Source organism: Clostridioides sp. ZZV14-6154 (assembly GCF_020657785.1).
GTDB lineage: Bacteria > Bacillota > Clostridia > Peptostreptococcales > Peptostreptococcaceae > Clostridioides.
Window position 1 is genome coordinate 60,508 of sequence record NZ_JAGWCY010000013.1, and the last position, 12,031, is coordinate 72,538.

General features: G+C 27.7%; 14 protein-coding genes and 1 pseudogene. 12 read left to right on the forward strand and 3 right to left on the reverse strand.

Annotated features, from left to right (window positions below; translation table 11 throughout):
• Positions 1–109 precede the first annotated feature (109 nt).
• The 7 genes from KGF45_RS17635 (at position 110) to KGF45_RS17665 (ending at position 5,974) form a co-directional block, all read left to right on the forward strand.
• Positions 110–886: a nitroreductase family protein gene (locus KGF45_RS17635; protein ID WP_227830282.1), complete on the forward strand. Its 777-nt coding sequence runs from the start codon at positions 110–112 to the stop codon at positions 884–886.
• 15 nt (positions 887–901) lie between these two features.
• A complete protein-coding gene (locus KGF45_RS17640; protein WP_227830281.1) occupies positions 902–1,267 on the forward strand; it encodes an ArsR/SmtB family transcription factor in 366 nt (121 codons plus the stop codon).
• A 446-nt stretch (positions 1,268–1,713) separates the two neighbouring features.
• Positions 1,714–2,055 carry a helix-turn-helix domain-containing protein gene (locus KGF45_RS17645; RefSeq protein ID WP_227842956.1) on the forward strand — a complete coding sequence of 114 codons (342 nt, stop codon included), beginning with the start codon at positions 1,714–1,716 and terminating at the stop codon, positions 2,053–2,055.
• Between the two features lie 399 nt (positions 2,056–2,454).
• Positions 2,455–3,600, forward strand: a complete 1,146-nt coding sequence (locus KGF45_RS17650) for a M56 family metallopeptidase (protein ID WP_227842957.1) — start codon at positions 2,455–2,457, stop codon at positions 3,598–3,600.
• Positions 3,601–3,850: 250 nt separating this feature from the next.
• Positions 3,851–4,225, forward strand: coding sequence for a BlaI/MecI/CopY family transcriptional regulator (locus KGF45_RS17655; protein WP_227842958.1), 375 nt, complete (start codon positions 3,851–3,853; stop codon positions 4,223–4,225).
• Positions 4,218–5,366, forward strand: coding sequence for a M56 family metallopeptidase (locus KGF45_RS17660; protein WP_227842964.1), 1,149 nt, complete (start codon positions 4,218–4,220; stop codon positions 5,364–5,366). The genes KGF45_RS17655 and KGF45_RS17660 overlap by 8 nt, the downstream gene beginning before the upstream one ends.
• 26 nt (positions 5,367–5,392) lie before the next feature.
• Complete coding sequence (locus KGF45_RS17665) at positions 5,393–5,974, forward strand: peptidoglycan-binding domain-containing protein (RefSeq protein ID WP_227842959.1); 582 nt, start codon at positions 5,393–5,395, stop codon at positions 5,972–5,974.
• 73 nt (positions 5,975–6,047) lie between these two features.
• Here KGF45_RS17665 and KGF45_RS20225 read toward each other — a convergent pair.
• Together KGF45_RS20225 and KGF45_RS17675 are read right to left on the reverse strand one after the other, a co-directional pair.
• Positions 6,048–6,400: pseudogene (locus tag KGF45_RS20225) on the reverse strand (IS3 family transposase).
• Positions 6,401–6,900: 500 nt separating this feature from the next.
• Positions 6,901–7,131: a hypothetical protein gene (locus tag KGF45_RS17675; RefSeq protein ID WP_227842960.1), complete on the reverse strand. Its 231-nt coding sequence runs from the start codon at positions 7,129–7,131 to the stop codon at positions 6,901–6,903.
• Between the two features lie 16 nt (positions 7,132–7,147).
• Here KGF45_RS17675 and KGF45_RS20540 point away from each other — a divergent pair, with 16 nt between their 5' ends.
• The 5 genes from KGF45_RS20540 (at position 7,148) to KGF45_RS17700 (ending at position 11,775) form a co-directional block, all read left to right on the forward strand.
• Positions 7,148–7,417, forward strand: coding sequence for a helix-turn-helix transcriptional regulator (locus KGF45_RS20540; RefSeq protein ID WP_413894769.1), 270 nt, complete (start codon positions 7,148–7,150; stop codon positions 7,415–7,417).
• A gap of 6 nt (positions 7,418–7,423) precedes the next feature.
• On the forward strand, positions 7,424–7,570 hold the full coding sequence (locus KGF45_RS20545) for a hypothetical protein (protein WP_413894771.1): 147 nt from the start codon (positions 7,424–7,426) through the stop codon (positions 7,568–7,570).
• A 35-nt stretch (positions 7,571–7,605) separates the two neighbouring features.
• Entirely contained in the window at positions 7,606–8,094 is a 489-nt protein-coding gene (locus KGF45_RS20550; RefSeq protein ID WP_413894770.1) for a DUF3139 domain-containing protein, read from the forward strand.
• 1,062 nt (positions 8,095–9,156) lie between these two features.
• Entirely contained in the window at positions 9,157–10,365 is a 1,209-nt protein-coding gene (locus tag KGF45_RS17695) for a hypothetical protein (protein WP_227842961.1), read from the forward strand.
• Positions 10,366–10,395: 30 nt separating this feature from the next.
• A complete protein-coding gene (locus KGF45_RS17700; RefSeq protein WP_227830272.1) occupies positions 10,396–11,775 on the forward strand; it encodes a M20 family metallopeptidase in 1,380 nt (459 codons plus the stop codon).
• A 113-nt stretch (positions 11,776–11,888) separates the two neighbouring features.
• Here KGF45_RS17700 and KGF45_RS17705 read toward each other — a convergent pair.
• Positions 11,889–12,031, reverse strand: a 143-nt coding sequence (locus KGF45_RS17705) for a transposase (protein ID WP_227830299.1), incomplete at its 5' end; no start/stop codon positions are given.

Genomic DNA, 12,031 nt, shown 5'->3' on the forward strand with positions numbered 1-12,031 from the left:
ATAGATATATTAAAAATTCAATGGTAATCAAATTCTTTACCAATGAATATAAAATGTATTTGAGTGTTATAATAGTTTAAACTAATGAACGAAAGGGAGAGGAGTGCATATGAAATATCAACATATAATTGAAGTTAATAAAGACCTTTGTATTGGATGTGGACTTTGTAAAAATGATTGTCCAGTAAATAATATAGTTATAGAAAATAAAAAATCAGTAATTAAAAAGCAAGACTGTCTAATGTGTGGACACTGTGCAGCAATCTGTCCCAAAGAAGCTATTACACTGACAGGATTTGATGAACCACCAATAGAACTTACAAATAAGCCAAGCTTAGACTCAGATGAATTACTAATGGCAATTAAATCTAGAAGGAGTATCAGAAAATTTAAAGATAAAGAAGTTTCTTCAGAAATTGTAAAGCAAATTATTGAGGCAGGTAGATACACACCTAGTGCTAAAAATTCACAAGATGTATCATATATTGTTTTGGACAATAAAAAAGCAATGTATGAAAAGGAGGCAGTGAGATTTTTTAGAAAAATCAAACCGATTGCAAACATTGCTGTTAAATATTCAAAGGAAATTGAGATTGATGATAACTTTTTCTTCAAGCATGCTCCTATTGCAATAATGATAATTACAAAAGATAAGATTAGTGGTTCACTTGCAGCATCTAATATGGCACTAATGGCAGAATCTTATGGTCTGGGGGTTTTATTTAGTGGATATTTTTCAGATGTAGCAAATAACTCGCCAAAGTTAAAAAAGTTTCTAAGTTTAAAACACAAGAATCATGTTCTTACAACGCTAGTTATTGGATATCCAGATGTTAAATATAGACGTACTGCACAAAAAGAGGCAGCAAGTGTTAGATACTTATAAGATATGGAGGATTTTATGGAAAAAGAATGTCAGCAAAGAATAGAAGAAATAACATCTAAATTTAAAGACTGTCGTAAAGCTATTTCTGCTATGGGTGATGAAACTAGACAGTTAATTTTAATAACACTCCTAGAGAGTGACTTCAATGGTATACGAGTAGGAGAAATTACAGAAAAAACACATCTTTCTCGCCCTGCAGTATCTCATCATCTTAAAATATTGAAAGAAGCAGAAATTGTTAATGTACGTAGAGAAGGGACGAAAAACTATTATTATCTTGATTCAAAAAAATCGCAATGGAAATCACTAACAGAGCTAATAAATCTTATATTTGTTGGAATACAAGATATTGGTGAAAATGATGTAAGAAAAGGTGAGTAAAGTAAAGTGATTTAGCACAAAGGGGTTGTCTCAAAATTGATTTTTTTCTAATCAAACTTTAAGTTCAACTCCTCTAAAATTGGGCTAAGTAGTCTTACTGAATCATCCTTGAGAATAATTGTTTCAATGCTAATGGCAATACTACTTATTTATAACACCCATATCTGATATAATAAAAATGTTGTTTTTGTTTTTTCACAGGACAATTATCACATAGATTAGGGGTTCTTAGGAACCCTTTTTTTGTTTTTTATACAAAAAAGGATATGATTCAAATTTTTATTTTGAGACATCTCCGTTTCAGATAATTTCATTTGATAAGCATAGAATATTTTTAAAAATATATTCTATTAGATACTTTTAGACCTATTAGAGTATTAAAAATGTATACTTTAAAATATATACTAATTAATAAGAATTATATAAAAATAGGAGATTATAATAAATTGAATTTAAGTTATTTAGGAGAAAGAATAAGAAAGCGTAGAAAAGAATTAGGAATTACAATAGAGCAATTAGCAGAGAAAATTGATATAGGATACAATCATTTAAGTAATATTGAACGAGGTAAGAAGATACCTAGCTTAGAAACACTTATTAAAATAGTAAATGCTTTAGATACAACAGCAGATATAATTCTTAAAGATTCTGTTGAATATGCAAAACCTCATTTACAGAATGATATAATAAAAGGTCTAGAAAATTTAGATTCAAAAGGATTAAGAATTGTCTCAGAGGTTTTGTCTGTTTTAATAAAAAATCTAAATGAAGCTAAGAACAATGAGTAGAAGAGAGTTATTTAAGCATGATAACTCTTTTTTAAAAATGTTTTTATATATCACTCCTCATCTTTCCAGCTTCTTACCCAATGCTCCAATTTATTTAGTTTTTCTTTGGTTAAATGTCCGTCTTTATGCAATGTAGAAATTGAATGGATAAATTTATTATTATGTTTTTTTGACGAGTTGTTTTATTACCCTTAACACTTGCTTATATCTTTCTTTTAACTTTTTAAGTTGCATTTTATACTTCTATTAAGATATTATCTTTAATAGTATAGTTATTTTTTTAAAACATCCACAGGTAAGTATTTCCATATTTGTCTTAATGTATTATTGTATATATAAGATAAATATATATTAAATTATAAAGTAAAAAGTTATTTTATTGAGGGGGAAGGTAATTGTATGAATTATTTATTTGATTGTATAATAAAAACAACAATTATAAGCAGTATTTATATTTGCTTATTACTATTATTAAAAGTACGTTTATTTAAAGTATTTAGTAAGAGATTTAACTATTACATTTGGTTAATCATTATACTAAGAATGATATTTTTCTTTTTCAGTTATTCTATAGACTTTACTAAAGAGGCATCAAAAAATTATATTTTAATTGACAATATTACGAATCTTGATACTAAGATTAGTCCAAGTTTAAATATTTCATTTTGTTTATTCTTGATTTGGATAGTTGGAGCTATATTCTCTTATTCTAATATGTTATATAAATATGTAAAATTTAAAAATCTAATTATTGATACCTCTTTTGACGTAGAAGATGAATACATAAATAATATTTACAAGGATTTATTAGTTGAACTAAATATAAAAAAGAATATACCTTTAAGATACACAGACGAGTTATCAAGTCCAGCTGGTATGGGTTTATTTAAGTCATATGTATTATTACTAGATTTACCATACGACAAAGATAAAATATACTGGATTTTGAAACATGAATTAACACATTTTAAAAATAAAGATATACTAATAAAATTCTTAGTAGCATTTACAAGAAGCTTATATTGGTTTGATCCACTTGTTTATATTATGAGTAGAAGAATTTCTGCGGATTGTGAACTTTGTTGTGATGAAAGTGTTTTAAATAATTGTTCTATAAAAGAGAAAAAATCTTATGGCATGACTTTACTTCAATCAATAGAGCTCTCTAATTTTAATGAAGGAGGTTTATTGACAACAGAGTTTAATAAATCAGATTTAGAGGTAAGACTTGAAAATATTATAAAGAGTAAAGGTAAAAATGGTATTATATTAGCAATATTAATATTTATAATTTCAAGTACTTCTTTTTTGGAAATTAATGCCTTAGAACCTATACAAAAAAATATACACTCTGAAAATAAAGCTAACACTGAGAATGATGGCCTTAAATTTTCAGAGACTATAGATTATACATATGCAACTGCTCCAGAAAAATACAGAAAAATGTATGAGGAAACTTGTGAGAAACTAGGTACAACTCCTCAGGATTCAGATATAATAGAAGTCTCTACTAAAGATGAAAAAGGTCTTATAAAAATTGAATAAAAATACAAAAATTTAAAAAATAAAAGCATCTTTAAATTAAATATGCTTTTATTTTGTGTTTAAAGGTATCTCCAAGTATCTATCATTTTCAAACTTGATTTTCTTGGATTTTATTAAGAAATTCAATATAAATTTAAAATAAAATTATGTTAAATTTCTTGACATATATTTTGTTTTTATTCCTAAAAATTTTTATTTGACTCTTTTGATCTAGTTTTGTAGTATTAGAGTATAGGGGGGGCAGATAACTATGTTAAAACAAATACCAGAAGCAGAATTAAAGATTATGAAGTTTATATGGGAAATAAATGAGACAGTAATATCTAAAGATGTTATCTACGCAATGGAACAAAGATATGGTTGGAAACAAACAACAACACTTACGCTTTTAGCCAGACTTGTTAAAAGGAAATTTTTAGAAGCTAATAAAATAGATAGATATACTCATTACATAATTATTGTGGGTGAAGAAGAATATAAAGATTTTGTAACCGAGTTATTCTGTAAAAATATTCATGACAATTCAATTAAAAGCTTTCTTACTTCATTTCTTAACAACAAAACAATATCAAAAGAAAAAGTAGAGTCTTTTAGTGAACTTTTCAGAGATGATGAAGATGAATAATTGTGTTAACTATTTAGTTTACAATATTTTAAAAACAGTTATTATAAGTAGTATTAGCATTTGTATATTAATATTTTTAAAAACATTTTTCTTTAAAAAATTTAGTAAAAAATTTAATTACTATATTTGGTTGATTATTATTTTTAGAATGTTATTTTTTATGTTTAATTATTCAGTAAATTTTTTTACAGATACACCACAAAAATATTTTCTTATTAATAACATATCTAATCTTAATAATAATATAAAAGAAGAAATAAGTATTTCTTTTTTTATATTATTAATTTTTGCAATTGGAACGATAATATATTTATACTGTGTATTATCTAAATATTTAAAATTTAAAGACTTAATTATTGATACTTCTTTCGAAATAGAAAATGAAAGTATCAATAACATTTATCATAATTTATTATCTGAATTAAATATTAAGCAAAATATAACCCTAAGATATACAGAAGAACCAGAAAGCCCAGCAGGTATGGGGTTATTTAAGTCATATATACTTTTACCTGATTTACCATATAGTGCAGATGAAGTATATTGGATTTTAAAACATGAATTAACTCACTTTAAAAACAAAGATATATTAATAAAATTTTTAGTAGTATTTATAAAAGGCTTATATTGGTTTAATCCATTTGTATTCATAATGAGCAAAAAAATTTCAATTGATTGTGAACTTTGTTGTGATGAAAGTGTTCTAAATAATTGTTCTCTAAAAGAGAAAAAATCTTATGGTATGACTTTACTCAAATCAATAGAGCTTTCTAACATTACTTGTAGCGGATTGTTAACAACAGAATTTAATAAACCAGATTTGGAAGTAAGACTTGAAAATATTATAAATCAGAAAGGCAAAAGTGGCATTATATCAGGAATATTAATCTTTATAATTACAAGCACATCTTTTTTAGAAATTAATGCTTTAGAAACCATACATAAAAACATACCATCTGAAAATAAAGCTGATTCTGAGTACCTTGGTCTTAAGTTTGCAGAAACTATAGATTATACATATGAAACTGCACCAGAGAAATATCGAAAAATGTATGAAGAAACTTGTAAAGTTTTAGGTGAAATTCCAAGAAAGTCTGATAAAATAGAAGTATCTACTAAAAGTAATACAACTATTAAGTAGAAATACAATTATTTTAGGGGGATTTTATGTTAAAAAAAGTTCTAACACTTTTCTGTTGTTTAATGCTTACATTTACAAGTGTAGCATTCGCAGAGCAAAAAGACGATAATACAAATAAAAGTGAGTCGTCTATAATCTATTTCCAAAGCTCTGGATACACATTTAAGTATGAAACTGCACCACAAGAAGTTAAAGAATACTATGAACAAAAATGTCAGGAATTAAATATAGACCCTGACCCAAATGCTGAAATATTTATTCCAGATAATAAAAGTATTCTTAGTTCAGAAGATGAGAGTATGGGAACATATTCACAACATTATGGAAAATATGACCCAGATAAGGCAACTATTACTATATCAGGTGACAAAAACTATACAATAAGTACTCGTACACTCGTTGGTTATGGTCATGTTACAAAAGGAAATAATGTTCACTGTGTACAACTACTGTTACGTGAGCTAAATTATGACATTGGTTTAGATAGTTCATTTGGTCCTGCCACATATAATGCAGTAAAACACTTCCAAAGAGGTCATGGTCTAACTTCAGATGGAGTTGTTGGATACAATACTTATGATGTCATGGCAAATCTTTTACGTATGTAATTACATAACTATAAAAGACACTTTATTAATGAACTGAGCTCTTTATATCGTACATCAAAAAACCACAGAATGATTACGGAACCATAAGATGATTCTTGTATTGTGCAGGAGTCATCTTTTTTAATATCCATTGTTCCCTTTTATTATTATATATTCTATGTAATTTGATACAATATTTTCTACCTCATCAAAGCTCCTACATGTTTCATAACCAGCTTTATCTTTTAAGTGACCAAAAAACGACTCCATTGTGGCATTGTCCAAACAATTTCCTTTTCTTGACATAGACTGTATTAAATTAGCTTTTTTACATGCAGATATAAATTTTGAATATATTCCTTGGTCAGAATGAATCATACAACCTTCCAAATCATTTTTTGAATACTTATCACTTATGTCTTTGATTGGTCGTAGGCTTAAATTCATAGATAAATTTTGAGAGGTATGATAAGAAAGTATTTCCCTTGTTGTAACATCTTTTACTGCATCTAAATATGCTATATTTCAATTTGAATAGTGTAAATAGGTAATATCCGTTAGCAACACATTTAAAGGATTACTTTGAATAAAGTTTCTTTTTAAAATATTTTTCATTACTCTATGTTATTTAGTAGCAGTAGTTATATCAGTTTAACCAATGATAGTAGCCTGAACGGCTTACATTGGCTATTTTACAAAGTTCTTTTATTGTCATTTTTGGTAAAGATTTATCTTCTTTATTTAATTTTATGTATTGTTCAAAAGTGTTTTTTATTTCCAGAAATTTTATTTATTTTATCACGGTCCTTTCCAGAACATCTATATTTTTTTAAAACTATTTTCCATTTCAAGATATTTGATTCTTGTTTTTACTCGTTTCAACTCATCTTTACATTTGTTTTCTTTTTTAGATTTAGTTTTCTACTTGATTTAGATACAAGAGAGGCTTAGCCTTGTTTTAAGTAGATTTTTCTCCATTTTCGAAGACAATCTTTTGGTTTATCAAATCCTATTATTTTTAAATCAATACATGCTTCTAAAAATATATCCTTTGTGAATCTAGTTTTTTCAAGGTTTTCTCTAACAGCATATAGTTTAAATTCTTTTGATATAAATATATACATGAATGTTAAGATTAGTTGATAGAATTTAAGCAATAAATCTAATACTATAAACATAGGAGGCATGAAAAATATGATTAATACGAATTTGAAAAAACTAAGAAAAATCCATCAGTACACACAAGAGGAATTAGCTGAAAAACTTAATATATCTAGACAATCAGTAGCAAAATGGGAAAAAGGCGAATCTGCTCCTGATATAGATAGTTGCATTAAACTTGCAAAATTGTACAATGTCAAACTAGATGACTTAGTTAATCATTCAGAAGAAAAAATAGGTATTGTAATACCACCTAAAGGAAAATTTTTCTTTGGAGCTGTCGTAGTTGGTGAACGTGGTTAGATTGTTATTCCAAAAGAAGCAAGGGATGTATTTAATATAAACGCAGGAGATAAATTATTGATACTAGGAGATGAAGAAAGAGGATTAGGAATTGTTCATCAACATGATTTGATAAATTTTATAGGTCATATGGGAGTAATAGGTAAAGAATAGTAATTTTAAAAAAATTATAAAAGGATGGATAAAATATGAGTAAAATAGTATTTTTTAGTATTCCTGCATATGGTCACACTAATCCTACAGTTGAAGTAGTTCGTGAATTGGTAGATAGAGGGGATGAGGTATTGTATTATTCTTTTAATGAATTTAAAGATAAAATTGAAGGTGCTGGAGCAAAATTTATTTGCTGTGATAAATATATTCCAGAATTACATCCTGGAGACGAGAAAAAAATTGGGAAGGATTTTTCTGGGTTAATTGAGATGATAGTAGATACTACTATATCTTTTTTATTAGTATTAATTATAAGTATTGTAGGTATAACAGGGAGTGTTGTATATAACAATTACTTTAAACCATGGAAGGATGCTGAAATATATATTAATAAATATATGGTAAAGCAAGATATTTCAGAAGATAATATAAAGAGTATTACAAAAGAAAAAGCAAAGAAAGCAAGCTACAAAGGAATACTATACAGAGTATATTACAAAGATGACCCTCAATATGAATATTAGTATTTTTATAGTGATGATTATTATGCTCTATATGTAAATAAAGTTATGTTACAGATTTATGATATGGAAAATAATAATAAACTTTTAAAAAGCAATGAAGAATTAAAAAGTGTGAAGCATCCACCAATTTATCTTAAAGATGATAGGGCTAAATAGGTTCATGACAAAATAGGGTGATTTTTATGGAAATTTACTTGAATATAGTACTATCACGTTTAAATAAAAATAAACTTAGGACTTTATATACTGACATAGAATTTATAGTCACTAAAAAATTTTGTAGTATTTAAGTATAAAGTACATAGTGATATAAGAAGATTAAGACTAATTTTAAAACTATAAATTTGCAATTTATTGTCAGAATATATTGACAAAAGTAAAGTTTGAAATTATAATTTATATCAAGAATAGTTTGACAAAATAAAAACTAGTGACTTTATATTTTAGTAAATTTATTTTTTATTGCTAATTTAAGAAAAATTTAGGACTACTATAGACATATAGTTTATCATTGATTTAATATGACAAATAATTGTTATTTCTAGGAATACGATTTCTAAAGTTACTAGATATAGTCTAATTTAAAGAGGGGAGGTATTAGCAGATACAAATTTGTACATAAAGAAGACTTAAAAGAAATAATTAAAATAAGGTATCTTTTAACAATAGTAATAGGTATGTTATTAATTTATATTAGCTATTTTAAGAATAATTTAAGACGTATATAAAGCATAAATTATATATCTAATATTAAATAAAGACAAGTCTTCCAACATGTATATTAAAATTGAAGATAGTTGTAGTATAATTCTGCATTTATAAAATAATGTAGAAAGTCAAAGATTGAAAAGAAGTCTAGTAAATCAATGATTATGGTAAATATTTAAAAAGTTAACTATAAGTTATATTTATTTAGATATTTTAGGAATAATTTGAGACGTATAAAAATATCATCAAAAAATATCAAACTGTGCCATATGTAGTTAATAATAACTACAGAATATACATTTTATAATTATTGTTTTATTGATAAAAAATTATTATATTTAGGAGGAAACAACAATGGAAAATTTTTGGAATCCGCTTACTTGCTTTACTGTATGTGTAATGATTTATGCTTTTAGTGAGTTTTTATCTAAGAAAACAAAAGGTGCAATTTCAACATTGCTATTTGTATGTATTATATTTTTATTAGGATTTTGGACCAATATTCTACCAAAAGATGTTACAGGAGCATCGGGGATATTAGCTGCGATGAGTAACTTTGGTATAGCATTATTAATAACTAACTTAGGAACACTTATAAACCTTGAAGACTTATGCCATGAATGGAAAACAGTTGTAATTGCATTAGTAGGTATTGTAGGCATAGCGGTTGGTTGTTTCACAGTTGGTAGTATGTTATTTGGTAGAGAGTATGCTTTAATAGCAGCACCTCCAATAGCAGGTTCTACTATTGCTGGTATTATTGTAACAACGGTTGCAGAAGCAGCAAATAGACCTGAACTTGCAGCATTTGTAATTCTAGTATTGTCATTTCAAAAATTCTTTGGTATTCCTATAACAACATATTGTATAAATAAAGAATTAAAATTTAAAAGAGATAGGGGAGATTTCTTAAGGGATGAATCAAAAAGTAATTTTAAGCTTCCAAGTATGAGAATTTTTAAAGAAGAGTCAAATAAAAAATCATCTACATTAGTATATCTTGCAAAACTTTCATTTGTTGCTATGATTGGTAACTTTGTAGGCTTGGCTACTTTAATACCAGGATTTACTCCTTCAAACTATTATTTAAATCCAAATATAGCATGTTTGTTAGTAGGGCTAATTTTTACACGAATAGGATTTTTAGAAAAAGGAATTTTAGATAAATCTCAATCTAATGGGATTATAATGTTTGGTTGTATGTTAATGTTACCTGGAGGACTTGCTAAGGTAACTCCAACAGCACTATTTGCAATGATTGTTCCAACTATAGGAATACTAGTTATAGGAGCTATATTCATAATACTATTTACTGCAATTGTAGGAAAGTTATTAGGATATTCTCCAAGAATGTCAGCAGCGATTGGTGTAACTTGTATGCTTGCTTATCCAGCAACACAGATAATTTCTAATGAAGGTATTGATGCCATGGAAGGAACCGTAGAAGAAAAGCAAAGGGCAACAGATTATTTATTACCAAAAATGATTATAGGGGGATTTGTTACTGTAACTATTGCCTCAGTGGCATTTGCTAGTATAATAGGTCCACTTATATTTGGTTAATATGAAATAGATTTATGGGAGGTAAAGTTAATGATAGGAAGTATATCTATAAGAGAGATAGATGAAAAAAGACTTAAACTTGATGATTTGAGTAAGAAAATATGGAAAAATCCAGAAAAAGCATTTAAAGAGTTCAAAGCATGTGAAAATACAGCAAATTTTCTAAGAAGTGAAGGATTTGATGTGGAAGTAGGTGTAGGAGGTTTAGCTACAGCTATTAAGGCTAGTTTTGGCTCAGGTAAACCAGTTATAGGTTTTATGGGAGAGTTTGATGCATTACCTGGTTTAAACCAAAAAGTTTCAACAAAGCAAGAAGCATTTGAATTGGGAGCTTGTGGTCATGGATGTGGACATAATTTATTATGTACTGCGCATGTAGGAGCGGTAATAGGACTTAAAAGAGAAATGATAGAAAATAATTTAAGAGGAACTATAGTATTTTATGCATGTCCAGGAGAAGAGCAATTAACAGGTAAAGGATTTATGGCTAGAGGCGGTGCATTTGAAGGTCTAGACTTAGCTATAAATTTCCATCCAAATAAAATTAGTGAAGCTACAGTGGGTATATCAACAGCTGTTAATTCTGTAAAATTCCATTTTAAGGGGATAACTGCACATGCAGGGTCAGACCCTCAAAATGGAAGAAGTGCTTTAGATGCTGTAGAACTTACTAATGTAGGAGCTAATTATCTGAGAGAGCATGTTACTTCTGATGTAAGAATTCATTATACTATTACAGATGGAGGAGTGGCACCTAACATAGTTCCTGATAAAGCATCAGTATGGTATTACACAAGAGCTTTGAGTAGAGAAGCTGTAGAAAATACATATGAAAGACTTATAAAGGTAGCAAAAGGAGCTGCAATGATGACTGAGACTGAGGTTGAAGTAGAGTTTTTAGGAGGATGCTATAATACTTTAAACAATCCTGTTCTAGCAAATCTTGTGTCAGAATGTATGGATGATATTACACAAGAGCCTTGGACTCAAGATGAATTGGATTTTGCAGCTGAATTAGATAGACAAAGCCCACAACAATATAAGGCTATGATAAGTAAATATAATTTACCAGAAGGAACTCACCTATATTATGGTGGAGGAAAGGTTACAAACTTTAATAGCTATGGCTCTACTGATATTGGAGATGTAATGCATATAGTTCCTACAGCATACTTTTTTACAGGATGTACAAATCTAGGTGCACCTGGGCATAGTTGGCAGTTTACATCTTGTGCAGGGAGTTCTATTGGAGAAAAAGGTATGATATATGCAGCAAAAATTATGGCTATGTTTGGAGCTAAAATATTGAATAATCCAGAGATAGCTAAAAAGGCAAAAGAAGAATTCGATAAATCAATGAATGGGAAAACATATAAGTGTCCTATTCCAAAGGATATTCCCACTCCTTAAAAGATATATAAAGTTTAAAATACAGTTTAATAGACAATAACTTGAACTACTCCACCTTAATTACCTTCGGTAATGTTTGAAGGTGGATATTCCTATTCGATAGCACTTTTGCACTAAGCATTCATAGGTTCTAAGGGCTGTTCCATCCCCACTAATCTTAATCCTTCTTTTAGTATATTTATGCTGGCATTTATATCTCTGTCATGCTGTGTATGGCACTCTGAACAAACCCACTTTCTAAGTGATAAGTTTTTTA

What these genes read in the sequence shown, in the direction of transcription:
- KGF45_RS17635 (WP_227830282.1), top strand. Translation starts at nt 110, where the DNA reads ATGAAATATCAACATATAATTGAAGTTAATAAAGACCTTTGTATTGGA.
- KGF45_RS17640 (WP_227830281.1), top strand. Translation starts at nt 902, where the DNA reads ATGGAAAAAGAATGTCAGCAAAGAATAGAAGAAATAACATCTAAATTT.
- KGF45_RS17650 (WP_227842957.1), top strand. Translation starts at nt 2,455, where the DNA reads ATGAATTATTTATTTGATTGTATAATAAAAACAACAATTATAAGCAGT.
- KGF45_RS17655 (WP_227842958.1), top strand. Translation starts at nt 3,851, where the DNA reads ATGTTAAAACAAATACCAGAAGCAGAATTAAAGATTATGAAGTTTATA.
- KGF45_RS17660 (WP_227842964.1), top strand. Translation starts at nt 4,218, where the DNA reads ATGAATAATTGTGTTAACTATTTAGTTTACAATATTTTAAAAACAGTT.
- KGF45_RS17665 (WP_227842959.1), top strand. Translation starts at nt 5,393, where the DNA reads ATGTTAAAAAAAGTTCTAACACTTTTCTGTTGTTTAATGCTTACATTT.
- KGF45_RS17675 (WP_227842960.1), bottom strand. Translation starts at nt 7,131, where the DNA reads ATGTTTATAGTATTAGATTTATTGCTTAAATTCTATCAACTAATCTTA.
- KGF45_RS20540 (WP_413894769.1), top strand. Translation starts at nt 7,148, where the DNA reads ATGATTAATACGAATTTGAAAAAACTAAGAAAAATCCATCAGTACACA.
- KGF45_RS20550 (WP_413894770.1), top strand. Translation starts at nt 7,606, where the DNA reads ATGAGTAAAATAGTATTTTTTAGTATTCCTGCATATGGTCACACTAAT.
- KGF45_RS17695 (WP_227842961.1), top strand. Translation starts at nt 9,157, where the DNA reads ATGGAAAATTTTTGGAATCCGCTTACTTGCTTTACTGTATGTGTAATG.
- KGF45_RS17700 (WP_227830272.1), top strand. Translation starts at nt 10,396, where the DNA reads ATGATAGGAAGTATATCTATAAGAGAGATAGATGAAAAAAGACTTAAA.